The sequence below is a fragment of the Burkholderia sp. 8Y genome (assembly GCF_902506145.1).
In the GTDB taxonomy this organism is placed as follows: Bacteria; Pseudomonadota; Gammaproteobacteria; order Burkholderiales; family Burkholderiaceae; genus Caballeronia.
In genome coordinates this window covers 263169-287116 of the sequence record NZ_LR733520.1, presented here as the reverse complement: position 1 = coordinate 287116, position 23948 = coordinate 263169, and the positions used below count along the sequence as shown (strand labels likewise).

Here is a 23948-nt window from a genome sequence, read left to right as displayed (position 1 = left end):
CTTGCGGCACAGCCAGGCGGTCGAAGACCGCGCAACCCGGCCCGCCGCCCGATTCATTCCGAGCGTCGTACATCATCGCCGCTGTCGTCAGCCGCCTGCACGCCGTTCGCCACAACGATTCGAACCTCCATTTATGTCTTTTGATTCACTCGGTCTGTCAGAACCTCTCCTTCGCGCAGTCAACGAACTCGGCTACACGAACCCCACTCCTATCCAGCTTCAGGCCATTCCGGCCGTTCTGAAAGGCGGCGACCTGCTCGCCGGCGCGCAGACCGGCACCGGCAAGACGGCGGGCTTCACGCTGCCTATCCTGCAACGTCTCTCGCAACTCGCGCCGGCCGCGGCTGGCAGCAAGCGCCCGGTGCGCGCGCTGATTCTCACGCCCACGCGCGAACTCGCCGCGCAAGTCGAAGAAAGCGTGCGCGCCTACGGCAAATATCTGAAGCTGCGCTCGACCGTCATGTTCGGCGGCGTGGGCATCAATCCGCAAATCGACGCGCTGCGCCGTGGCGTGGATATCGTCGTCGCGACGCCGGGGCGTTTGCTGGATCACATGCAGCAAAAGACGATCGACGTTTCGCAGCTCGAAATTCTCGTGCTCGACGAAGCCGATCGCATGCTGGACATGGGCTTCATTCACGACATCAAGCGCGTGCTCGCGCGTCTGCCGCAGAAGCGCCAGAATCTGCTGTTCTCGGCCACGTTCTCGGATGAAATCAAGGCGCTCGCCGACAGCCTGCTGGATTCGCCCGCGCTGATCGAAGTCGCGCGCCGCAACACCACGGCCGAACGCATCGAACAGAAGATCCATCCGGTCGACCGCGATCGCAAGCGCGAACTGCTCACGCATCTGATCCGTCAGCACGACTGGTTTCAGGTGCTCGTCTTCACGCGCACCAAGCACGGCGCGAACCGTCTCGCCGAGCAGTTGGCGAAGGACGGCATCAGCGCGCTCGCCATTCACGGCAACAAGAGCCAGTCGGCGCGCACGCGGGCGCTCGCCGAATTCAAGGATCAGACGTTGCAGGTGCTCGTCGCCACCGATATCGCGGCGCGCGGCATCGACATCGACCAGTTGCCGCACGTCGTCAACTTCGATCTGCCGAACGTGCCGGAAGATTACGTGCACCGTATCGGCCGCACGGGGCGCGCGGGCGCGGACGGCGAAGCGGTATCGCTCGTCTGCGTGGACGAACTGCAATTGCTGAAGGACATCGAGCGCCTCATCAAGCGGCCGATTCCGCAGGAAGTGATTGCCGGCTTCGAACCGGACCCGAACGCGAAGCCCGAGCCGATTCAACGCCGCAGCCAGGGACGCGGCGGTCCGCGCGAAGGCGGTCGCCCGCATGGCGAGTCGCAGAATCAGGGGCGTGCGCCGAAAGCGGGAAGCGGAGCTCAGGCGCAGCGCGACGGCCGCGGCGCAAAGCCGGCTGCGGTCAAAGCGAATGGCGGCGCAAACGCGGGCGTGAAGCCAGCGCCTCGCCGTCCGGAAGCCGCGCATGCGCCGGGTCACGCGCCGGCGCCGCGCGCCAAGGCCGGCAACCCCGGCGCGCTGCTCGGCGGGAAGTCGCGCAGCGACAACGGCGGCGTGCGCCGCGACGGCATCCGCACGGGCGGACGCGGGCGCTGAGCGTCGCGTTCATCGTCCTTTGTGTCGGAGTGAAAGCGGGCCGCCAACGGGAGCGGCTCGCGAAAGAAGAATCAGGCAGCGGCGCTCGCCGCTTGCTTCAGCCAGTCCAGTTGCTCGCGCCAGCGCGCGAGCACTTGCTCGGTGTCCGTCAGTTCGAACGTGATGCCGCCTGTCAGCCGCGCATACGGCACGCGCTGAATCTCCCCGCTCTCGATGGTCCCGACGAAGCACGCCAGCGGCACGTCGTCGAGCGCGACACGGCGCGCGTCGATCTGCACTTGATGGAACGCCTCGTCGAACACGAAAGCGAGCTTCGCGCTCGCGCCCGATGCGATGGCCCGTGCCGTCCGCGACGACGGCCATAGCGCAAAACACAACGTACGCGCGTCGGGCGCGAGCAGTTCGCCGGCGCTGAGGAGCGCGGTTCGGATTCGCCCGCTGTCATCGACGGCCGACAGCGACGCCGTGAATCCGCTCGGCGCGCCCGTCAGCGTACCGTCGAAGAGCGCGCGCAAATCGGAAGGCCATTCGTCGAAGACGGTTTGCGAAGACAGCGACGTCTTGCCTGCGGCGGAATCGGTCATGGGAACGTGTGCTTCGTCGCGTGAAACGGCATGGCGCCGCTTCACGCGACGAGCCTTAGCGGAAGAAGAACTGCGTGATTTTCGCGAGCGGATAGTGAACGCCCGGTTGAATACGCGCGGGAAGGTCGAGCGGCTTCAGAAGCATCTTGATGCACTGATCGGCCGACAGATTTCTCCGGACCAACGCATTGACCCGCGCAAAAAGCTCGCGGTTATAGGTCGAATCTTTCGCGCGCTCGGGGTAGCGAATGGCGAAGACGTGCCGCAGTGCGATCTCGGAATCCTCGCTTTTCAGCTCCGCCACGCGCCGCACGAGCGCGCCGAGCACGGCGAGGCGCCCGTTCCCTTCGATCTTGTTCCACTTCTTGAAGAAGCGGAAAAAATGCTTGTAGTGGCGCACTTCGTCGATGCGGATGTTGTCCGTGATCTCCTTGAGCACCGGCTCGTCGGAGCATTCGTTGATGGCCCGATACAGCGTGGCCGTCCCCGTCTCGATGACACAGCGCGCCACCATCTCCAGCGCGCGCTTTTTCTCGAACTGCTCGTAAGAACACGTCAGCGAATATTCGGCGAAGAAGTTCTTGAACGCCGTGTCCCAGTCGAACTCCGGCCAGACGTGGTTGATGTAGGTCTTCAGCGCGCGGCCATGCTGCATCTCCTCGGGCTCCCACTCGTTGTTGAGCCACGCCGCGATTTCGGGATCGTCGCGAAAGTACGTGCTGAGGTTGCTCGTGTAGAGATCCGTGCCGCTCTCGATAAACGAGCAGGCACAGAGCAACAAAAGAAGATGTTCGTTGGATGCCGCCTTCTGTCGGTCGATCCGATTCAGATCGATATCTTCGATGCGCCACGGCATGACGTGGGTGCTATCTGTATGCATGTATCGCGCTCCTTGGCTGAACTGAACGCGCCACCGGCCAAAAAAGACGGTCGAGGTTCGTACGACGCTGCGAGCGTCGTCCCAGCGTCTTCAAATCAAAGTGTTAGCGGCTAGTGCTCTTTCATCTTAGCCGTCCTGCAACGAGTTTGCAGACATGGGGACAGACTTGCGCCGCGCGATGCGGTTCCGTGCGCGCCTTGCCGTGCGTCAATTTTCTACGTCTCGCTGCCTTGGCATCGGTGGGGCAGCATAGAGCAGGAAGCGTGCCGAACGCCTTGCACACGCGAGTCAGCGTCGGAAAAGACGCCGTCATGCAGCCTGCCGCGCGCCGCCCCGCATGCGCCACGCGACGATCGCCAGCGAAACGCCCGACAGAATCGCCGCGAGCAGCACGTAATAGCTCGGCGCGAGTTTGTCGCCGGTGACGTGGATGAACGCCTCGACGATAGTTGGCGCGAATCCGCCGAAGAGCGTCACGCCCAGCGCATAGCCGATGGACAACCCGGTCGAGCGCACGCGCGTCGGAAAAATCTCGGACATCAGCGCGGGCATCGGACCGGAATACGCGGCTTTCAGAATGCCTGCCGCCGACTGGAGCACGACGAGCGAAAGCACCGTCGGCGATGCCTGAAGCCACGCGAACATTGGATAAATGGCGACACCCATGATGATGGACGTCGCGAGCATGATGCGAATGCGTCCGAGCCGGTCCGACAGCGCGCCCATGATCGGCGAGAAGATGAACTGCAAGCCGCCGTTCAGCACCACCACCGCGAACGACGCCGTGGCGGGCAGGTGCAATTGCTTGACCGCGTACATCGGCATGTAGAGTTGGAGCACGTACACGCCGACCGTCGATTGCGCGACGATCCCGACCGCCAGCAACAAGTTGATCCACTGATTCGCGAACGAGACGCCGGGCGCGCGCGCGTCGGTGCGAGCGGGACGCGCGGCGAGAAACTCGGGCGTTTCGTCGAGGTGCGAGCGAATGTAATAGCCGACCGGCCCGATCAAGAGACCAAAGACGAACGGAATGCGCCAGCCCCACGACTCGAGTTGCGGCTGCGGCAGCCACGCGGTCAGGACCGAGCCGAACGCGGCGGCCATGATCGCGGCGAGCCCTTGACTCGCGAATTGCCAGCTCGCGTAATAGCCGCGCCGCGCTGAACTGTGCTCGACCATGAACGCCGTCGCGCTGCCGAATTCGCCACCGACCGCGAACCCTTGAATCAGCCGGGCGAGCAGAATCAGGAGCGGCGCGGCGACGCCGATGTGCTGATACGACGGCATGACCGCCATGGTGAACGTGCCGATCATCATGAGCAGAATGGCGAACGTCAGCGCGGCCTTGCGGCCGTTGCGGTCGGCGTAGATGCCGAGCACGATCGCGCCCAACGGACGCATCAAGAAGGAAAGGCCGAACGTGCCGATGGCAAGCATCGTCGAGAGCCATTCGTCATGCGATGGAAAGAATGCCTTCGCGATGATCGCCGCGAAGTAGCCGTAGACCAGGAAATCGAACCACTCGAGCGCATTGCCGACGGACGACGAAAATACGATGCGGCGGACCATCGCCTTCGACAGCGTGCCCGACGGCGGATGTGAAACGCCAGTGGCGTGGGCCGTGGCAGCGTTGCCGGAAACCGGCGCTTCGTGCACCCGTTCGTTCATGATTTCTCCCTGATGGGTCATCTCGTGCTTGGCCGGGTGCAGCAATGCGCGGGCGTGCGCCGCCATTCGCGCCGCGCTCGGGCAGTGCGAATGGCAAAAACCCACGAAAGGAGCGGACGCCTGCGCGCGAACGCAGGCAGCCGCGTTCTAGAAGCCGGCGGCGAGGCCGTCGCGGCGGCTGTCGCTGGCTGCGACGTAACCGCGGTCCGGATCGTCGCGATCCAGCTTCCAGATGTACTGCCCCGAACCGAAGTCCATGTACGGATCGTCGATGGACTTGATGGTATGGCCGAGGCCTTCCAGCGCGCGAGCCGTCTCGAGGTCGAGCGTCGCTTCGATGTCGATGGTGAAGTCGCGGTTGACCTTCCAGCGCGGCGCGTCGCAAGCGGCTTGCGGCTGCTGGCCGTAGTCCATCATTCGCACGATCGATTGCAAATGCCCTTGCGGCTGCATGTCGCCGCCCATCACGCCGAAGCTCATCACGGCGTCACGGCGGCCATCGATTTCCTGCGTGACGAACGCGGGAATGATTGTATGGAACGGGCGCTTGCCGCCCTCGACGACATTGACGGATTTCGGGTCCATCGAGAAACCGCAGCCGCGGTTTTGCAGCGCGATACCGGAATTCGGCACGACCACCCCCGAGCCGAAGCCCATGTAGTTCGACTGGATGAAGCTGACCATCATGCCGCGCTCGTCCGCCACGGACATATAGATGGTGCCGCCCGCCTTCGGCATGCCGAAGTCGAACTGCGTGGCTCGCCTCGGGTCGATCAGCTTCGCGCGCTCGGTCAGGTACGCGTCGTCGAGCATCTGCTCGGGCGTGACATCCATCGAGCGCGGATCGGCGACATAGCGATACACGTCCGCGAACGCGAGCTTCATGGCTTCGATTTGCAGATGCTGCGACTCGATGCGATCGACCGTCAGCGCACGGACATCGAACTTGTCGAGAATGCCCAGCGCGATGAGCGCCGCGATACCCTGCCCATTCGGCGGAATCTCATGGACCGTGTACCCGCGATAGTCCTTGCTGATCGGTTCGACCCAGTCCGCGCGATAGTTGCGCAGGTCGTCCAGCGTGATCGCGCCGCCGCCCTCGCGAGCGAACGCCGCAATGCATTCCGCGATCTCGCCTTCGTAGAAGGCGCGCGGCCCGTTCTCAGCGAGCGCACGCAAGGTCTTCGCGTGGCCGGGCATCCGCACGAGTTCGCTCACCTCGGGCGCGCGGCCGTGCGGCATGAACACGTCGGCGAAACCGGGCTGATCTTTCATTTCCGGCACCGCTGCCGCCCACTTGTAAGCGACGATACTCGCCACCGCGTGCCCGCGCTCCGCGATTTCGATGGCTGGCTCCATCAGATCGCCGAACGGCAGAGATCCAAACTTCGCATGCAACGCTTCCCACCCAGCGATGACGCCCGGCACCGTGACCGTGTCCCAGCCGCGCTTGGGCTGGCGTGCCAAGCCGTTTTCTTCGCCGAGTTTGCGACGGAAATAGTCGACGTTCCACGCCGCCGGCGCCACGCCCGACGCATTGAGTCCGTGCAGCTTGCTGCCGTCCCACACGAGCGCGAAAGCATCGCCGCCCAGACCGTTCGACACCGGTTCGACGATGGTAATGGCCGCCGCTGCCGCAATGGCTGCGTCGACGGCATTGCCGCCTTTCCACAGCATGCGCAGACCGGCCTGCGCGGCCAGCGGATGCGATGTCGACACGATGTTCCGCGCAAAAACCGGAAGGCGCGGCGTGGGGTAAGGATTCTGCCAATTGAAGCGGTTCATGAATGAAGTCCGAGTGACGAGCGACCTATGCGGTCCGAGCGCAGGCGAGCCAATTGATTGATGCGGCAAAAGAAGCATATTGCATTGCCGCCGTAAGCCTGAACAAATTCATTTATCGTATAGATTAATGAAACGTCGGCATCAGTCGAGGCACGACCTCTCTTGTGTGCAGTGCGGCGTGATGCTCACGTAGTTTCTCCAAACAGCCGGCTCCGGCGAACCGCTTCGGCGAGCTCAAAAAGTCAAAGCCAAAATTTTCGACGGTATGATTGGCACTCCTCAGACGCTTGCCTACAATCCCAATTCCCGGCACCCGATACCAAAGACAACGGGCTGCCCGGCGGTTTGCAGTTTTCCCGCACAACGTTTCGAAAACGAGGAGCCGGCCGGTCGCCGCTGGCCGCCATGCGTTTCGGTCGTCATGGAGAACACGATGCTGAGTCCGCACGAATTTGCCACGCTGCTTTTGGTTCAGGAAGCGCCCCATCAAGTCGATATGGAGCGCGAAGAACTCGACGCTCTGCTCGAACGCCAACTCGTCCAGCTGGAACGACTCGCCTCCGGACGACAACAATGGCGGCTCACCGCAACCGGCGATTCCACCATCAAGGCCTTCCGGCGGTTCTCGTAGCAGCGCACGGGACGTGGCGGTCCGCTGCGTCCCATCCCTCCCAAGCTCCTATCCGGAGCGCAATGTCGGATCGACGGCCGCGCGCCAACTGAGCGCCTGAGCGCGCTGATCCAGCAGAAAGTTCGCCCATGCGCTTCGCGCTGCGGGACCGGGATTCGCCACGTACGCGCGATACCGTTCCGCAATGCCCGCCTGAAACGCGCAGAAGCGTTCCTTCGACAAGCCGCCGCGCCGCTGGGCGACATACGCGTCGAAGAAAGCCGAATACACGGACTGCGCGTCGGCTCCCCAATCCGCCGACGCCGTTCCGCACATCTCCTGCAGCGCCCCAAACGACGGCGCGCCGGACGAACCGTCCAGACTTGGCGTCGTCACGCACGCGCCCAATGCGGCTGCCGCACACGCGCTTGCCACGATCCACTTTCGCATCGCACTCACCCTTCGCTCGTTTGAGCCGCCAGTATCGGACGATCGCCGCCTTCGTGCCACTCGGCCAGATGGCATAGGCCGAATCACGGCGAGCCGAAAACGTCCATTTTGCCTATGCCATTAGGCCAGGTTGTCCGCGCGCCCCGCGTCCGATAGATTGCGCATGCGGACCTCGTACGGCCGATGCCCGCTCAACCTCGGAGATGACCATGCAGGATCAAATCGTCCTTGCGCTCGATCAGGGCACGACGAGTTCGCGCGCCATGCTGTTCGACAGGAGCGGGAATGTCGTGTCCGTCGCCCAGAAGGAGTTCCAGCAAATTTATCCGCGTGCGGGCTGGGTCGAGCACGATCCCCAGGAGATCTGGTCGACGCAGGCGGGCGTCGCGGCTGAAGCCGTCACGCGAGCCGGACTGAGCGCGTCGTCGATCGCCGCGGTAGGCATCACGAACCAGCGGGAAACGACCATCGTGTGGGATCGCGAGACCGGCAGACCGGTGTACAACGCGATCGTCTGGCAGGACCGTCGCACGGCCCCACTGTGCGACGAACTCAAGGCGCGCGGTCTGGAGCCAATGGTCCGCGCGAAGACCGGCCTGCCGATCGACGCCTATTTCTCTGCGACGAAAATCCGCTGGATTCTCGATAACGTCGAAGGCGCGCGGGACAAGGCAAAGCAGGGACGGCTTGCATTCGGCACCGTCGATAGCTGGCTCGTCTGGAACTTCACGCGCCGGGGCCTGCACATCACGGATATCACGAATGCGTCGCGCACCATGCTCTTCGATATCCACGCGCGCCGCTGGGACGACGAGTTGCTCGACGCCTTCGGCATTCCGCGCAGCATGCTTCCCGAAGTGCGCGCGTCGTCGGAAGTTTACGGACGCACGCACGGCAGCCTGCTTGCCGCCGAAATACCGATCGCGTCGATCGCGGGAGACCAGCACGCCGCGCTCTTCGGGCAGATGTGCACGGAACGCGGCATGGTGAAGAACACGTACGGCACGGGCTGCTTCCTCGTGATGAACACGGGCGACAAGCCGATCGAGTCACGCAACAATCTCGTGACGACCATTGCCTGGCATATTGGGGACCGCGTCGACTATGCGCTGGAAGGCAGCATTTTTATTGCGGGCGCGGTCGTGCAATGGCTGCGCGACGGGCTCGGGCTGATCCGCCGCGCAAGCGAGGTCGAGGCGCTCGCGCGCGCCGTGCCTGACAGCGACGGCGTCTATCTCGTGCCCGCGTTCGCCGGACTCGGCGCGCCGCACTGGAACGCCCGCGCGCGCGGAACGCTGTTCGGGGTCACGCGGGGAACGACGTCGAGCCACATCGCGCGGGCGGCGCTGGATTCGATCGCTTATCAATCGCTCGATGTCTTGCGGGCGATGGAAGCCGACTCGGGCATGCCCATCGCGCAATTGCGTGTGGATGGCGGCGCCTGCTCCAACGACTTGCTGATGCAGTTTCAGGCCGACTTGCTCGGCGTGGACACGGTGCGCCCGCGCGTCGCGGAAACCACTGCGCTCGGGGCCGCGTATCTCGCGGGGCTGGCGGTGGGATATTGGAAGAATATCGGAGAACTCAAAGCGCAATGGCAGCTAGACCGGCGTTTTACGCCGTCCATGCCAGCATCGGAAGTCGAGCCGTATCTCGCTGGCTGGCAACGAGCAGTCACCGCGGCCAAAGCGTGGGCGGATGCGTCATGACCCTCACCGCGACGGATCGCAGGGGCCTGCGCGGCCATATTAACGTTCGTGCGACCGCCGGCTTCGGCCGCCGCCGGCCGCGAGCGTCGGAAAGCGCCGCGCGCTATAATGTGCAGTTAAACACAAGCGAAAGCGGCGCAGAATCACGCAAAACCGCTGAATTCCTTCCATTCTCTCTACGCCCCCAGGTTAACCACTGCGACCGGCGACCATTCATGACCAAGAAAGTTTACGTAAAGACCTTCGGCTGCCAGATGAACGAGTACGACTCCGACAAGATGGTCGACGTGCTCGGTGCTGCTGAAGGACTCGTCAAGACCGACACACCCGAAGACGCAGACGTCATTCTGTTCAATACGTGCTCCGTGCGCGAAAAAGCACAAGAGAAGGTGTTCTCCGACCTGGGCCGCGTGCGCGAACTGAAGGAAGCAAACCCGTATCTGCTCATTGGCGTCGGCGGTTGCGTCGCGAGTCAGGAAGGCGCGTCGATCGTCGCGCGTGCGCCGTACGTCGATATCGTGTTCGGCCCGCAGACGCTGCATCGGTTGCCGGCCATGATCGACAAGCGCCGCGCCACAGGCCGCGCGCAGGTCGATATCAGCTTCCCGGAAATCGAGAAATTCGATCACCTGCCGCCGGCGCGGGTCGAGGGCCCGAGCGCCTTCGTCTCGATCATGGAAGGGTGCAGCAAATACTGCAGTTATTGCGTCGTGCCTTACACGCGTGGCGAGGAAGTCTCGCGCCCGCTCGACGACGTGCTGACCGAAATTGCCGGTCTCGCCGATCAGGGCGTGCGCGAAGTCACGCTGCTCGGCCAGAACGTGAACGCATACCGGGGCGCGCTCACGGCCGGGGCACACGAGACCGCGGACTTTGCCACGCTGATCGAGTACGTCGCGGAAGTGCCGGGCATCGAACGCATTCGTTACACCACTTCGCATCCGAAAGAATTCACGCAGCGCCTCATCGACACGTACGCGAAGGTGCCGAAGCTCGTCTCGCACCTGCATTTGCCGGTGCAGCACGGCTCCGACCGCATTCTGATGGCGATGAAGCGCGGCTACACCGTGCTCGAATACAAGTCGGTGATTCGTCGCCTGCGGGCAATTCGTCCGGATTTGTCGGTGTCGACGGACTTCATCGTCGGCTTCCCCGGCGAAACCGAGGACGATTTCGCCAGGATGATGACGCTCGTCGAGGAAATGAGCTACGACACGAGTTTCTCCTTCATCTACAGCCCGCGACCGGGCACGCCGGCTGCAAACCTGCACGACGACACGCCCCGCGAGGTCAAGCTCAGGCGCTTGCAGCACTTGCAGGCGACGATCGAGGAAAACGTCGTGAGAATCAGCAATTCGATGGTCGGCTCGGTGCAGCGCATCTTGGTGGAAGGTCCGTCGCGCAAGGATCCCCGCGAGCTCGCCGGACGCACGGCGAACAATCGGGTCGTGAATTTTCCGGCGCCGCTCGCTTCGCATGCGCGGCTTATCGGCCAGATGATCGACGTCGAGATCAACCACGCGTATCCGCATTCGCTGCGCGGCGCGCTCGTGCTCGCACCCGAAACGGCCCCCGAGCTTGCCAATTAATCCTACGAGACCGGACAGGACCCCTACCCCGCCTTGAAGAACGCTCCCCAGCAGCATCTCGAATTCACCGCTCCGCGCGAGGACAATGCGCGGCTTGCGAACCTCTGCGGCCCGCTCGACGAAAATCTCAGGCAGATCGAACAGGCGCTCGACGTGACGCTGTCGCGGCGTGGGCACAAGATTTCGATTCGCGGCCGGGGCGCCAAGGTGGCGCTCGCGGCGCTCGAGAACTTCTACAACCGTGCCCGCGATCCGATTTCCGTCGACGACATTCAGCTCGCGCTCGTCGAAGCGAGCCATGCGGCGCGGCTTGCGAAAGAAGCCGGCAAGAACGGCGAGGACGACGGGCAGAACGACCCGCGCTTTCGCGGCGACCCGGACCATCCGTTCGACGAGCCGAGCGCCACGATGGATCTCGGCGAGGACGAAGACCACGGCCCGACGCTCTACACGCGCCGCGCCGACCTGCGTGGCCGAACGCCCATGCAGCGCCAGTATCTGAAGCAGATCGTCGCGCACGACGTGACGTTCGGCATCGGACCGGCGGGCACGGGCAAGACCTATCTGGCGGTCGCCTGCGCCGTCGATGCGCTGGAGCGCGATCAGGTCAAGCGCATCGTGCTGACGCGCCCGGCCGTCGAAGCGGGCGAGCGGCTCGGCTTCCTGCCGGGCGATCTCGCGCAGAAAGTCGATCCGTATCTGCGTCCGCTCTACGACGCGCTTTATGATCTGCTCGGCTTCGACAAGACCGCGAAGATGTTCGAGCGCCAGATGATCGAAATCGCGCCGCTCGCGTACATGCGCGGCCGCACGCTGAACCACGCGTTCATCATTCTCGACGAAGCGCAGAACACCACGCCCGAGCAGATGAAGATGTTCCTCACGCGTATCGGTTTCGGCTCGAAGGCGGTCGTGACGGGCGATACCACGCAGGTCGATCTGCCGCGCGGCCACAAGAGCGGGCTGATCGAAGCGCAGCACGTGCTGTCGGAAGTGCGCGGCATCGCTATCACGCATTTCACGTCGGCGGACGTGGTGCGGCATCCGCTCGTCGCGCGCATCGTCGAGGCTTACGACGCGCAGTCGCAAAAGGACGCCGCGCTCGCGGAAGCGGCGCGTGCGGCGCAGCAGTCGCAAAAGCCTGCATGATGCCCCGTCTCACGCTGAGCTTGCAGTTCCCGGCTGCAAAGGCGTTTCCGTCGCACAAGGCCATGCTGCCACGCGTGACGGTCGCCCGCTGGATCAAGGCTTCGCTTTTCGCCGACGCCGAGTTGACAGTCCGTTTCGTCGACGAGGAAGAAGGCCGCATGCTGAATCGCACGTATCGGCAGAAGGATTACGCGACGAACGTGCTCACTTTCGCGTATGCCGAATCCGAAGAAGATCCCGTCGCGGGCGATCTGATTCTCTGCTGTCCGGTGGTCGAACGCGAAGCCACCGAGCAGGGCAAGCCGCTCGCCGCGCATTACGCGCATCTGATCGTGCACGGCACGCTGCATGCGCAGGGCTACGATCACGAGGTCGAAAGCGAGGCGCAAGAGATGGAATCTATCGAGACGGATATCATGCAGTCGCTCGGCTTCTCCGACCCTTACGTGCCATTGGTCTGACTTCTGCCGATCGAAGGCTTTCATTGCGCCGATCCGCTGCCCCCGCACCGTGAACGACAAGACACCCGGGTCCACGCCCGCTCCCGCTCCCGAGACTTTGCCGCTCGATTCGCCGCGGCCTTGCCCGGACTATCCGCCGACGCTCCTCGAAACGCCGCTTCTCACCGATGAAGAGCTCGCCGCGTCGCGCGAAGCGGCGCTGGCTCACTGCGACCGCACGTCCGATCTTTGGCTCTTCGGCTACGGCTCGCTGATCTGGAACCCCGGTTTGCCGACGCTCGAAGCCGTGCGCGGCAAGGTGCACGGCTACCATCGCGGGCTGTATCTGTGGTCGCGTGTGAATCGCGGCACGCCGGAGCAGCCCGGTCTCGTGCTGGCGCTCGATCGCGGCGGCTCCTGCACCGGCATGGCGTTCCGGCTCGGCGGCCCGGACACCGACGCGCATCTCGACGTGCTCTGGCGACGCGAAATGGCGATGGCTTCGTACCGGCCGGCATGGCTGCCGTGCACGCTCATCGACGGACGGCGCGTTGCGGCGCTCGCGTTCGTCATGCGCCGCGATGCCACGTCGTACACGGGAAAGCTGGCAGACCCGGTCATTCGCACGGTGTTGGGCTGCGCGAGCGGTCGATACGGCACCACGCTCGACTACGTGAGCCGAACCGTGAAGGCGTTGCGCGAAAGCGGCATGCCGGACCGGGCCCTGGAGGCGCTGCTCAGACGTTGCCAGGGCTCGCAGTGAGCTTCTCGCTGCCTCAAAAGGGGATCGGCCGATCGGCTAACGACGCACGCCTGACACCTTTTTTCCACATCGGTCGGCTACCATCGTGGAGCGTTTCGCTGAGCGCGCCGCCCCACGCAGCCCGCGTTTTACCTTGGTGTATGCTTAAGTTTCCGATAATTTGCGCCCGGGCCATCCCGGGCGCTCCGCTATGAACGAACCCTATCCCAGTCGACGCCACTCCGACAAACCGCAGGAAAAACGCTCGCTGCTCGAGCGTCTGACCGATTTCATCTCGCACGAACCCGAGTCGCGCGACGAGCTTCTCGAAGTGCTGCAGGACGCGCACGAGCGCAACCTGCTCGACGCCGATTCGCTTTCGATGATCGAAGGCGTCTTTCAGGTGTCCGACCTCTGCGCGCGTGACATCATGATTCCGCGCGCCCAGATGGACGCCATCAACATCGCGGAAACGCCTGCCGAATTCATTCCGTTCGTGCTGGAAAAAGCGCACTCGCGCTATCCGGTGTACGAGGGCAACCGCGACAACATCATCGGCGTGCTGCTCGCGAAAGACCTGCTGCGCTATTACGCCGAAGAAGAATTCGACGTGCGCGGCATGTTGCGCCCCGCCGTCTTCATTCCCGAGTCGAAGCGTCTGAACGTGCTGCTGCACGACTTTCGCGTGAACCGCAATCATATTGCGATCGTCGTCGATGAATACGGCGGCGTCGCGGGTCTCATTACCATCGAGGACGTGCTGGAGCAGATCGTCGGCGACATCGAGGACGAATACGACTTCGATGAGGAAAGCGGCAACATCATCGCGTCGCCGGACGGCAAGTTCCGCGTGCGCGCGCTGACGGGCATTCAGCAGTTCAACGAAGAATTCGGCACCGACTTTTCGGATGACGAAGTGGACACCATCGGCGGGCTCGTCACGCATCGCTTCGGGCGCGTGCCGCATCGCGGCGAGAAGGTACGCATCGACGATTTCGCGTTCGAAATTCTTCGCGGCGACGCCCGTCAAATTCACGTGCTGCTCGTGCGGCGCGTGCCCAATCTCACTCAGCAGCAACGTCAGGCGGGCGATGACGAAAGCGAGCTGCGCGACTGACGTGCGGCGCGTGGGCGTCAGCGCGGGCATTCTCTCGCGCGGCGCCGCCGACAGCTTTCGGAACTACCCTTTCGCATCCGCCGACCCCGCAATCCATGGCCGATTCATCGTTTCGCTCCCTCTCGCGTCAACGTGACGCGTCCGCTTCCGCGGCTCCGCGTGCGCTGCCGTTCTGGCATTACCTCGTCGCGGCCGTGCTCGGCGCGGCGAACACGCTGTCTTTCGCGCCGACGCCGCACGGCGGCTGGATCGAACTCGCTATCTTCGCGTGCTTCTACTCGTGGCTCTCGCGCACGAACGGCTGGAAGAGCGCGGCGGCGACCGGCTGGGCCTTCGGCTTCGGCAACTTCGTCACGGGCGTCTGGTGGCTGTACGTCAGCATGCACGACTACGGCGGCATGGCCGCGCCGCTCGCCGCCGCCGCTGTCGCGCTGTTCTCGCTGTACCTCGCGGTGTATCCGGCATTGTCGAGCCTCGTCTGGTCGCTCGTCGCGGGACGCGCCCGCTTTGGCGACGAAGACGCCGTCACTGCCCGCGAAATCGACGCATCGCCGCGCTACGCGCCCACCTGGCACGGCGCGTTCGCGTTCGCGAGCGCCTGGGCGCTCGGTGAATGGCTGCGCGGACTCGTGTTCACCGGCTTTCCGTGGCTCGCGAGCGGCTATGCGCAAGTGGACGGCCCGCTCGCCGGATTCGGCGCGGTCGCGGGCGTGTACGGCGTCGCGTGGGTGCTCGCGCTCGTGGCTGCGTGCATCGTGCAGGCGGCGTATGCGTTGCGCATTATGCGGCAGCGCGCGCTGGCGCCGGCACTGACGGCATGTGCGTTGATCATCGCCGGCATGTTGCTCTCGCTCGTGCAATGGACGACGCCTGCGAACGCCCCGCTCACCGTGCGCCTGCTACAAGGCAACGTGAAACAGGAAATGAAGTTCGAACAGGCAGGCGTCGACGAATCGCTCGCGCTGTACAAGCGGCTCATCACCGAGAAACCGGCCGATCTGATCGTCACGCCGGAGACCGCGCTGCCCGTGCTGGCCGTTCAGGTGCCGCCGGCGTTCGCGAGCGCGATCCGCAGTTTCGCGGACCGCACGAACTCATCGATTCTCTTCGGTGCGATCGGCGTCACGCTTCAGCCCGACGGCCGCCCGACCGATTTCACGAACAGTCTCTTTGGCATCACGCCGGGCGTGAACGACGTCTACCGTTACGACAAGCATCATCTCGTGCCGTTCGGCGAATTCGTGCCGCTCGGCTTTCACTGGTTCGTGAACCTGATGGGCATTCCGCTCGGCGATCTCGCGCGCGGCCCGCTGGTGCAAAGGGCGTTTTTCGTGCACAACCAGCCGGTCGCCGTCGATATCTGCTACGAGGACATTTTCGGCGAAGAGATCGCGCGGACGCTGCGCGAACAGGAAACGCCTGCGGGCATTCTCGTCAACTCGACGAATCTCGCGTGGTTCGGCAACACCATCGCGCTCGACCAGCACTTGCAGATTGCGCGCATGCGTTCGATGGAAACCGGCCGGCCGACGCTGCGCGCGACCAACACGGGCATGACCGCGGTGATCGCGGCCAACGGCGATGTCGTCTCGCGACTGCCGACGTTCACCACCGGCGTGCTCGAAGCGCGCGTGCAAGGCACGTCGGGGCGCACGCCGTATGTGACGAGCGGCAATGCGACGGTGATTGTCGTGTCGTTGTTGTTGCTCGCGGTTGGGTTTGCGTTTGCGCCGGAGAAGAGGAAATAGCGGGTCACCGCCTCTGTGCGGCGGTCGGCGCGTCGTCGCTGCGATGAAGGTAGCGTTTATCGCCGAGTGCTTCCCTGCCTCGCGCAGAGTCGCACTCTGACGGCTCCGAGAGACAGGAGCGCACACAGCGGCCCACCTCTCGGAACATTCAAACCAACGGCTTAATGAAGCGACGCTGCAAGCATATGCTGCGAGTCATTGGTTGCCTGCTGCGCCACGAACGATGCAGCACCGGAATCAGCATTTGTGTACGAAGCCATGGCGGCGACGAGCTGATTCGCTAGCGTGTGCGCGGAAGTGAAGGAGCCTGAGACCAGCGAAGTGTCTTGCAGAGCAGACCAGGTAGCTACGCCAGAAGCATCGATATACTCAACCTTCGCTCCTGAACTTACCCCACTCAGTGTTGCGACGTTTCCGTTGCCAAGGTTCACCGTTGCCGTTCCGGAAGTCAGCGTAACGGTGCCTGGATCGACGCTGCCGGTCACAATGATCGTTCCGTCGTCGCCACGCGAGAGCGAACTGCTCGAGGTCAGCACAGTCTGCGAAGTGGAGTCCATCAACAGCGAGTTGCCCGAGCCTTGTACCGTGACCGTTTCGCCTGGGCCCCAGACATCGATCACGTTGCCATTGCCTTGTACGGAAACTGTGTTTCCTCCCATAAGATAGAGTTCGCCGTTGTTCGCGTTGATTTTCGCCGAACCGCTGCCAGAGATAGAAATACCCGCCCCTCCCTGAGTAGCATTCACGGTCGTGTTCGCGGCGACTGCAGCCACCCAACTGTTTGCGCCTACCGTGAGCGTGTCTCCGGAACCGAAGTCGTTAATGTTCGAATTTGCTCCTACCGAAACCAAATTATTCGCGCCATTCAGTTGAACATATGCGCCGCTGGCGTTTGTGCCTATGACCGTGTCAGAGTTGCCCGAGAACTGAAGGCCGCTCCCACTTGTCAAGACGAACTGATCGTTGCTTCCGCTTGCGTGCATGGAGAGGTTGTCGCCGGCGAAGGCAAAGATCGAATTGTCCATCTTTGCATTAGCGTCGCCGAAAAGCTGGTACAAGCTCCCCCCCAAATGCAATAAATTCGAATCCATGAGCGTAGAGGTCGTCTTAGTGCCATTCCCATCGATATAGTCGAGCGTCGCCCCGGAGTACACGTTCGATGTAGTGACGGTGTTCCCGTCTCCGAGTTGCACGGTAGCGATTCCACCCGTGAGAGTCACAGCCGGGTTGACGCTACCAGCAATGATAATCGACCCGTTTCCGGCAATACTAAGAGAGTCCTTCGACGTGGAGACCGCGCTTTGCGCCGTCGCATCCGCCGCATCGAAACTTGCATTAATCGCAATCGAATTATTGGAACCGGTCAGATCGACTGTTGGAGTGCTGGTTCGAACGTTGACTGCTCCCGAACTATATCCCTGCGCCGCCAACTGGATCTGATTGCCGTTGCCGCTGATCTTGACCCCTGCGTTGGTTGAGAAGATCGTGTCGTTGTTTGCATTGATCGTGGTGCGGACGCCTGCGCCTATGTATGTACCGCCTTGCGTCGCAGTCACGGTTGAATCAGTACTGTCATACATGACAACGACGCTGTTCGCGCCAACAGTGACTGACGTTCCAACCGCACTGTCGGTCACCGTACTGTTTGCACCGACAGCGATCACGTTGTTGGTACCGTTCAGAAGTGTAACGTTCGTGCGACTAGCATTTGTGCCAACCACTGTATCACCGTCGCCCTCTAAGCTGATAGTTGAGCCATCGGACAACACGACCTGATCCAAATTGCCTTTGAGGGAAAACTGTTGCGGAGTAGACGCCACGAAGGTGGTGTTACTCAACCTGGCGCTGGCAGAACCCAACACTTGATAAAGACTTCCGCCCAAATGCAGAAGGTTAGTATCCATCAGCATAGTCGACGTTGCGGCCCCGGTTGCGTCGACGTATTCAAACGTCTGTCCCGAATAGACATTAGAAAGATTGACCACATTTCCATCTCCAAGCTGGAGAGTCGCCTTACCGCCCGTCACGGTTATCGCGCCGGGATTGAAGCCACCCGTGACGACAATTGAGCCGTCGCTTCGCGTGCTGATTGTATCGGTCGCGGTTGAAACAAGAGTCTGTGCGCATCGATCGTCAATATTTATCGCATTGCCAGAACCAGTAACTTTGAATTCTTGCAGCGCCGAAGGGTCATTGCCGGCCCAATAATCAACGTCGATTGTGTCATTATCACCGTTCACGTCGTTTGAACCGGTGTGCCACATTCTGATCGAGCTTTGGTTCGCGTTGATAGTGTTTCCGGTCCCGCCGACGTTGATAATGTCGCCCCAATCAGCAGCGTTCACCGTCGTGTAGTTGAGGATGTCAACCGCCGTTTGCGCGCCCAAGGTATTTACGGTGTTCCATGAACCGGAAACGGTAACGTATGAATGGTCGTTAACCGTGACGGTGTTCCGGTTGCCGGTGACGTCGAAGTCGGTCCGTGAAGAATCGGCAGCAGCAACCACCGTGTTCCCGTCTCCTGAAACGATTACTGCGGCACCGATGCCGACCTCCCTCGAATTCTCGACGACAATCTCGTTAGATGAGCCGGTAAGGTTGAACGAAGCGTCGCTCTCAACGTCAAACGCGGCATTGTCCGTCGTAATGGACACCATACTGCCGGGCACCGTCGGGGTAACGACATAGTTCGCTTCTTGGTTCATACGTATTCCTAAATATGGAAGAGTTTCATTTCCGATCTGGAAGTATCCTTCACGGTTATATTTGGAGCCACGAAAGGAGCCCGTGACCCAAACCGCTTGTCTGGCCGAAGATGTTCTTCTAACCTGAGTTTCCAACATCTAGCTGACCGAGCTTAGCCGCGAGATCAAACCTCGCACCGCCCCAGTCCGCCAGAGCCTGAACACGTCGCTGCGTTGCGATTGCCAGCGCGCTTTGCGTGTTCATCAGTTCCAGAATGCTTCCAACGCCGCTCTCATAGCGCCGCAGTGCCGCGTCAAACGCACGTTGCGAGATCGACAACAGGCTCGTGCTGTTCCCAACATTCTCGGTCGCCGTGCCCAGCGCGTAATAGCTGTTCCAAACATCGAGCATCGCGCGGCGCCGCACATCCTCAAGGGCGTACCAGTCACGTTCGGCCTGTGCCTGAGCCTGATCGATCTGATAGCCACGCCCGAACCCTTCGAACAGGGGGATGCTGATCTGAACGCCGAGGTATGCCTCGCGGCCCGTGGAAGGGTAGGTCGGCAGGCCCAGTCCCGCGCCCTGCGGCTGATTGTTCAGTGTGTACTTTGCAACCAGGCTGACGTTGGGAAGCCCTTGCGCTTTAGATTGCGTGACCTTCGCTAGAGCAGCTTCGTATTGCGCCTCAGCAGCGCGCACGGCGGGATGAGCGTCTCGAACTTCCCTGATTAGCTCTGACACCGACTCGCCGAACGTGTTCAGGGGCGAAGCGCTTTCGCTTACCGGTGGCACCTCCAGCGGCGTATCGGGAGCCAGTCCCATTGCCGAACTGAGTTCGCCCAGTGCCACATGCGCATCTCCTTGGGCCTTCGCCAGGCTGAACGCCGCCTGTTCATGCTGCGTCTGCGCCTGAAGCGCATCTGTGATGGGAGCCACGCCGCTGTCAACTTTCGCTTGTGCGGCGATCATGCTTCGGCGAGTCATGCGCTCGATCTCGCGCGCAGCGTCGAGTGCGCCCTTCGCGGCCTGTGCGGTGTAGTAGCGTTTTGCTGCCTCCGCCGACACCGTCTGCAACGTGGCAGCTTGCGTGTAGCGAGCCGCTTCAAGCATCGTCTGCGCGTTTTTCAGCGCGGCAGACCGATCGCCGAAGTCGAGCAGGACCCAGCTCAGCGACAGGCCTTCCGAATGCACGTTAGCCGTATAGTTGGTCCCGAGCGACGGCTGACCATGCACGTCGATTGCTGAACTCTGCCGCACGCCTTGCGCGTCGATCGATACCTTCGGCAGGTAGGCGGCTCGCGCAATGCCGACTCCGGCGGTCCGCGCCTTGACATCCGCCCATGCCGCACGAGTTTGCGGACTGTCGCACAGTGCTCGCTCCACCACCTCCGACAGTTGCAACGGCCGGCCGGGCGTTGCGAACTGACAGTTGCCACCGGACGTTAGCATCGGCCCGACAGCCGTCGCGGAGATGTCCCGTTGCACTTGCAACATGTCGAAGGCATGAGCGATCGGCATGGCTGTCGTAGCAGCCATGGCCACAACGACCATCCATCTTAAACGTCTAGCGTTCATGCATGCTCTCCACGGCGTTCTGCATGAGCGGGTCGAGGAAATACTCAATGACGCGACGGCGGCCTGTTCGAATGTCGGCCGTGATCGCCATACCCGGCGTCAGCGCGATCCAACGTTGATCCACCTTGATGCGGTTGGCGTCAAGGCGGATCCGAACGGGGAACGTCAGGCCCAGTCTCTTATCCTGGACCGCGTTGTTGGAGATCTCATCGACCGTGCCAGTCAGATACCCATAGCGTGTATAAGGAAACGCCTCCACCTTCACCGCCACCTTCTGACCGACTTCGACAAACCCAATATCCTTGTTCTGCAGTTGCGCTTCGACTCTCAGCGCGTCATCGGGCACGATTTCCATGAGCGACTGCGCGGTCGTCACCACGCCTCCGACCGTGTGCACCGCGAGTTGCTGAACCGTTCCAGCAACGGATGCCGTTAGGCTCAGAAGAGCCTGCCGTGTGTTTGCCTTGGTCTGCTCATCTCGGCTCGCGGCGATCTCTTGAGTTCGCCTCTCCAACTCATCAAGCTGGTCTCGGCGGAACTTGGACACAGTCGCTGCAACTTCGGCACGCTGCACGCCGATCGCTGCCGACAGTTCTCGGACGTGGCTACGCTGCGCCGTCAGCTCATGTTCCTTGGCGATTGCGTCTTGCTGCTTGTCCAAAAAGTCGTTCCGCGCGACATATTTGTCCGCTACGAGAGCGCCGTAGGCTTCCGCCTGCTGCCGCGCCAGCGGTGCGGTAGCGGCGAGCTTTGCGACCTGTGCCCGGGTGCTTTCCAGTTCGGCCTGCCGCTTCAGCAATTCCGCCTGAGCGCCCTCGTAGCGATCGCGAAATTCAAGCCAAGCGCCTTCTGCGAAGCGTTGTGCGTCTTGCATTCGCGCTGCGGGCGCGCCAATCACGGGCAATACGACCGGCGCACGATCCTCCTGCTGGGCGACCAGCAGCGCATTCGCACGCGCCGCGCCGAGTCGCGCGTTGAGGAGCATCGTTGCCGCCTTGTCGGAGTCCGCGGCAGCCTGCGTTGTATCGAGCTTCATCAGAAGCTCGCCGGCGGCGACACGTTGCCCATCGCGCACGAAAATCTCCCGTACCACGCCGGTTAGCGCGGGCTGGACTACCTTAACGCGTGCATCTGGAACCAGCCGGCCGTTGGCCGTCACAACGATATCCAGCCGGCCCGCAACTCCAATCACGAGGGCAGACAAAGCCAGCAGTATCATGATTCGCATAGCCCAGCGCGGCGCCGGATGAACCGGCGTCTCAAGCAGTTCAAGCTCAGCGGGCAGGAAAGCCAGATGTTCGGCGGCACGCGGGGGGCGGTCCAACTCCTTACGCGCGGCCCAGACGGCGCGCCACACCGCTGCGTAGTGACTCGCGAGATCGCGTATCGCTCGAAGACGAAGGAAATGCATGTCAGGCATCCTGCAGCGCGACGAGACGAGCGTAGTAACCGCCCTGCTCAAGCAGGTTCTCATGACTACCGTGCTCGACGATGCGCCCGCGATCCATGGCAAGAATGTAGTCCGAATGGCGAACGGCAGTCAGCCGGTGCGCGATGATGATTACCGTCCGTCCAGCGCACATGGCTTTCATGTTGTTCTGGATGAGCCGCTCCGTTTCAAAGTCGAGCGCACTGGTGGCTTCGTCGAAGATCAAGATCTTCGGGTTCGTCAGCAGCGCGCGAGCAATCGCCAGCCGTTGCCGCTGCCCGCCTGATAGGCCGTTGCCGTGCTCACCCACCAAGGTGTCGTAGCCCTCCGGCAACTCGCAGACGAACTCGTGCGCGCCAGCAAGTTGGGCTGCCCTAATGACGGCTTCGAGCGGCGCGCCAGGATCGGTCAGAGCAATGTTCTCGCGCACCGAACGATTAAACAACAAGTTCTCCTGAAGTACGACGCCGATCTGCCGCCGAAGCCAGGCGGGATCGGCGAGAGCGACATCGATGCCATCGACGCGCACGGTCCCCTGCTCCGGGATATACAGTCGCTGCAGCAGTTTAGTTAGCGTGCTTTTGCCGGAACCCGAACGCCCAACGATTCCGACCACGCTTCCCGCCGAGATTTGAACTGATACGCCGTCAACAATGGGTGCACCGTCAGGTCGATACCGGAAACGAACGTTGTCGAAGGCGACGTCGCCCTTGATCTGTGGCAAGGCCTGCCGGCTCTGTGGAAGTTCGGTGCGCGCGTTGAGAATATCGCCCAGACGGCTCACCGAAATGCCTACTTGCTGGAAATCCTGCCAGAGTTGCGCAAGTCGCGTCACCGGTGCGCTGACACGTTGAGCCATCATGTTGAAGGCGATCAGTCCACCAACGCTCATCCTGCCGTCAATTACAAATCGCGCCCCGAAGAAAAGCGTCGCGAGGGTGACAACTTTGCCGACCAGTTGGATCAGTTGCTGGCCAACACTGCCAAGGTTGCTCACCCGGAACCCAGCGCTGACATAGGCCGCCAGTTGCGACTCCCAGCGCCGGATGAATTGCGGTTCGACCGCCATTGCCTTAATCGTCTCGACACCGGAAACCGACTCGACCAGAAAGGACTGATTGTCGGCGCCACGAGCAAACTTCTCGTTAAGCCTTGCTCGGAAGGCAGGCACAAGTACGGCGGAGATTGCAACGTAAATCGGCAACGAAGCGACGACCAGCAAGGTCAGCCAGACGCTGTACACGCACATGACGGCAAGAAATACGAACGAGAACGCGAGGTCGATGATGGCTGTCAGCGCCTGTCCGGTCAGAAAATTGCGAATACTCTCGAGTTCCCGCACTCGCGCAACCGTCTCACCGACACGTCTAGCTGCGAAGTATCCGAGCGGCAATGACACGAGGTGCCGAAAGATTTTCGCGCCTAGTTCGACGTCCATACGATTCGTCGTGTGAGAGAACACGTAGTTGCGCAAACCCGTCAACAGGACTTCGAACACTGAAGTCACCAGAAGCGCGACGCAGACTACGTTTAGCGTGCTATACGTTCGATTTACGAGCACCTTGTCCATTACCACCTGGAACATCAATGGTGAGACGAGGCCGAAAAATTGCAGCACAAGAGAAACGGCCAGCACCTCCAGCAATAACCGGCGATAGCGAATAACCGCGGGAATGAACCACGAAAGGTCAAAGCGCGCAAACTCCCCGGCGACCGATGCTCGTGAGGTAAAAAGCAGCATGGCCCCGCTGCTTCGCGGAACGATCTCGTCAAGAGGCTTAATGACAGGCGCCGCCATGCCGGATTCCAGCATCACAACTGTCTTGCCATCGGTCTTTGCCAGGATGAAGTGCCGTCCATCCCTGTCGAGGAACAACGCGGGCAGCGGCACCATCATGAGCGAATCGGAACGAAAAGAAACAGCGCGCGCCTTAAGGCCGATGCTGCGTGCGCAACGAATCAGACCTTTTTCGGAAAGCGCTTCCGAACCTACTCCAGCGGCATGCTTGAGCTGAACAGCGTCAACGGCTATGCCGTGAAATCTTGCGATTACCACGAGGGCGGTAAGTCCTGGGTCCTGCTCGACCGTTATATTGTTTTCGTTCTCTTCTGACATGAATTCAACTTCTGATCGCGCTGGCTCGCCGCGCCGCTT

At 62.1% G+C, this 23948-nt stretch carries 18 protein-coding genes; 9 read left to right on the top strand and 9 right to left on the bottom strand.

The annotated features are described in order from the left end of the window. Positions 1–133: 133 nt before the first annotated feature. Positions 134–1630: a DEAD/DEAH box helicase gene (locus GV035_RS11945; RefSeq protein ID WP_159835315.1), complete on the top strand. Its 1497-nt coding sequence runs from the start codon at positions 134–136 to the stop codon at positions 1628–1630. Positions 1631–1701: 71 nt separating this feature from the next. On the opposite strand, the gene GV035_RS11940 is transcribed toward GV035_RS11945, so the two are convergent. From GV035_RS11940 to GV035_RS11925, 4 genes are all read right to left on the bottom strand, one after another. Further along, positions 1702–2214 carry a hypothetical protein gene (locus tag GV035_RS11940; RefSeq protein ID WP_159835314.1) on the bottom strand — a complete coding sequence of 171 codons (513 nt, stop codon included), beginning with the start codon at positions 2212–2214 and terminating at the stop codon, positions 1702–1704. A gap of 55 nt (positions 2215–2269) precedes the next feature. After that, entirely contained in the window at positions 2270–3094 is an 825-nt protein-coding gene (locus GV035_RS11935; RefSeq protein WP_159835313.1) for a ferritin-like domain-containing protein, read from the bottom strand. Positions 3095–3403: 309 nt separating this feature from the next. Further along, positions 3404–4765 carry an MFS transporter gene (locus GV035_RS11930; protein WP_201303965.1) on the bottom strand — a complete coding sequence of 454 codons (1362 nt, stop codon included), beginning with the start codon at positions 4763–4765 and terminating at the stop codon, positions 3404–3406. 147 nt (positions 4766–4912) lie between these two features. Then, positions 4913–6550 (bottom strand): gamma-glutamyltransferase family protein, encoded by a 1638-nt coding sequence (locus GV035_RS11925; RefSeq protein ID WP_159835312.1) that lies wholly within the window; start codon positions 6548–6550, stop codon positions 4913–4915. A gap of 433 nt (positions 6551–6983) precedes the next feature. Between GV035_RS11925 and GV035_RS11920 the strand changes: the two genes are divergently transcribed. After that, positions 6984–7181 carry a hypothetical protein gene (locus GV035_RS11920; RefSeq protein ID WP_159835311.1) on the top strand — a complete coding sequence of 66 codons (198 nt, stop codon included), beginning with the start codon at positions 6984–6986 and terminating at the stop codon, positions 7179–7181. Positions 7182–7229: 48 nt separating this feature from the next. Here the strand turns inward: GV035_RS11920 and GV035_RS11915 are convergent, their stop codons facing one another. Next, positions 7230–7610, bottom strand: coding sequence for a hypothetical protein (locus GV035_RS11915; protein WP_159837836.1), 381 nt, complete (start codon positions 7608–7610; stop codon positions 7230–7232). Between the two features lie 209 nt (positions 7611–7819). On the opposite strand from GV035_RS11915, the gene glpK reads away from it, so the two are divergent. The 7 genes from glpK (at position 7820) to lnt (ending at position 16104) form a co-directional block, all read left to right on the top strand. Then, positions 7820–9319, top strand: coding sequence for a glycerol kinase GlpK (glpK, locus tag GV035_RS11910; protein ID WP_159835310.1), 1500 nt, complete (start codon positions 7820–7822; stop codon positions 9317–9319). A 215-nt stretch (positions 9320–9534) separates the two neighbouring features. After that, on the top strand, positions 9535–10908 hold the full coding sequence (miaB, locus tag GV035_RS11905; RefSeq protein ID WP_159835309.1) for a tRNA (N6-isopentenyl adenosine(37)-C2)-methylthiotransferase MiaB: 1374 nt from the start codon (positions 9535–9537) through the stop codon (positions 10906–10908). A gap of 33 nt (positions 10909–10941) precedes the next feature. Beyond that, positions 10942–12057, top strand: a complete 1116-nt coding sequence (locus tag GV035_RS11900) for a PhoH family protein (RefSeq protein ID WP_159835308.1) — start codon at positions 10942–10944, stop codon at positions 12055–12057. Continuing rightward, on the top strand, positions 12054–12518 hold the full coding sequence (gene ybeY, locus GV035_RS11895) for an rRNA maturation RNase YbeY (RefSeq protein WP_159835307.1): 465 nt from the start codon (positions 12054–12056) through the stop codon (positions 12516–12518). The genes GV035_RS11900 and ybeY overlap by 4 nt, the downstream gene beginning before the upstream one ends. A 49-nt stretch (positions 12519–12567) precedes the next feature. After that, positions 12568–13260, top strand: coding sequence for a gamma-glutamylcyclotransferase (locus GV035_RS11890; protein ID WP_159835306.1), 693 nt, complete (start codon positions 12568–12570; stop codon positions 13258–13260). A gap of 190 nt (positions 13261–13450) precedes the next feature. Then, on the top strand, positions 13451–14356 hold the full coding sequence (locus GV035_RS11885; RefSeq protein WP_159835305.1) for an HlyC/CorC family transporter: 906 nt from the start codon (positions 13451–13453) through the stop codon (positions 14354–14356). Positions 14357–14451: 95 nt separating this feature from the next. Beyond that, on the top strand, positions 14452–16104 hold the full coding sequence (gene lnt, locus GV035_RS11880; protein WP_159835304.1) for an apolipoprotein N-acyltransferase: 1653 nt from the start codon (positions 14452–14454) through the stop codon (positions 16102–16104). Positions 16105–16265: 161 nt separating this feature from the next. Here the strand turns inward: lnt and GV035_RS11875 are convergent, their stop codons facing one another. The 4 genes from GV035_RS11875 to GV035_RS11860 all read right to left on the bottom strand — a co-directional run bounded on the left by GV035_RS11875 (position 16266) and on the right by GV035_RS11860 (position 23909). After that, a complete protein-coding gene (locus tag GV035_RS11875) occupies positions 16266–18809 on the bottom strand; it encodes a beta strand repeat-containing protein (protein WP_159835303.1) in 2544 nt (847 codons plus the stop codon). 118 nt (positions 18810–18927) lie between these two features. Continuing rightward, positions 18928–20364 (bottom strand): TolC family protein, encoded by a 1437-nt coding sequence (locus tag GV035_RS11870; protein ID WP_236572588.1) that lies wholly within the window; start codon positions 20362–20364, stop codon positions 18928–18930. Next, positions 20354–21775, bottom strand: coding sequence for an HlyD family type I secretion periplasmic adaptor subunit (locus GV035_RS11865; protein WP_159835302.1), 1422 nt, complete (start codon positions 21773–21775; stop codon positions 20354–20356). Before GV035_RS11865 ends, GV035_RS11870 begins: the two co-directional genes overlap by 11 nt. A 1-nt stretch (position 21776) precedes the next feature. Beyond that, a complete protein-coding gene (locus GV035_RS11860) occupies positions 21777–23909 on the bottom strand; it encodes a type I secretion system permease/ATPase (protein ID WP_159835301.1) in 2133 nt (710 codons plus the stop codon). Positions 23910–23948 lie beyond the last annotated feature (39 nt).

Coding starts and splice junctions, on each gene's coding strand:
- GV035_RS11945 (WP_159835315.1), top strand. CDS start 134: ATGTCTTTTGATTCACTCGGTCTGTCAGAACCTCTCCTTCGCGCAGTC.
- GV035_RS11940 (WP_159835314.1), bottom strand. CDS start 2,214: ATGACCGATTCCGCCGCAGGCAAGACGTCGCTGTCTTCGCAAACCGTC.
- GV035_RS11935 (WP_159835313.1), bottom strand. CDS start 3,094: ATGCATACAGATAGCACCCACGTCATGCCGTGGCGCATCGAAGATATC.
- GV035_RS11930 (WP_201303965.1), bottom strand. CDS start 4,765: ATGAACGAACGGGTGCACGAAGCGCCGGTTTCCGGCAACGCTGCCACG.
- GV035_RS11925 (WP_159835312.1), bottom strand. CDS start 6,550: ATGAACCGCTTCAATTGGCAGAATCCTTACCCCACGCCGCGCCTTCCG.
- GV035_RS11920 (WP_159835311.1), top strand. CDS start 6,984: ATGCTGAGTCCGCACGAATTTGCCACGCTGCTTTTGGTTCAGGAAGCG.
- GV035_RS11915 (WP_159837836.1), bottom strand. CDS start 7,610: ATGCGAAAGTGGATCGTGGCAAGCGCGTGTGCGGCAGCCGCATTGGGC.
- glpK (WP_159835310.1), top strand. CDS start 7,820: ATGCAGGATCAAATCGTCCTTGCGCTCGATCAGGGCACGACGAGTTCG.
- miaB (WP_159835309.1), top strand. CDS start 9,535: ATGACCAAGAAAGTTTACGTAAAGACCTTCGGCTGCCAGATGAACGAG.
- ybeY (WP_159835307.1), top strand. CDS start 12,054: ATGATGCCCCGTCTCACGCTGAGCTTGCAGTTCCCGGCTGCAAAGGCG.
- GV035_RS11885 (WP_159835305.1), top strand. CDS start 13,451: ATGAACGAACCCTATCCCAGTCGACGCCACTCCGACAAACCGCAGGAA.
- lnt (WP_159835304.1), top strand. CDS start 14,452: ATGGCCGATTCATCGTTTCGCTCCCTCTCGCGTCAACGTGACGCGTCC.
- GV035_RS11875 (WP_159835303.1), bottom strand. CDS start 18,809: ATGAACCAAGAAGCGAACTATGTCGTTACCCCGACGGTGCCCGGCAGT.
- GV035_RS11870 (WP_236572588.1), bottom strand. CDS start 20,364: ATGAACGCTAGACGTTTAAGATGGATGGTCGTTGTGGCCATGGCTGCT.
- GV035_RS11865 (WP_159835302.1), bottom strand. CDS start 21,775: ATGCATTTCCTTCGTCTTCGAGCGATACGCGATCTCGCGAGTCACTAC.
- GV035_RS11860 (WP_159835301.1), bottom strand. CDS start 23,909: ATGTCAGAAGAGAACGAAAACAATATAACGGTCGAGCAGGACCCAGGA.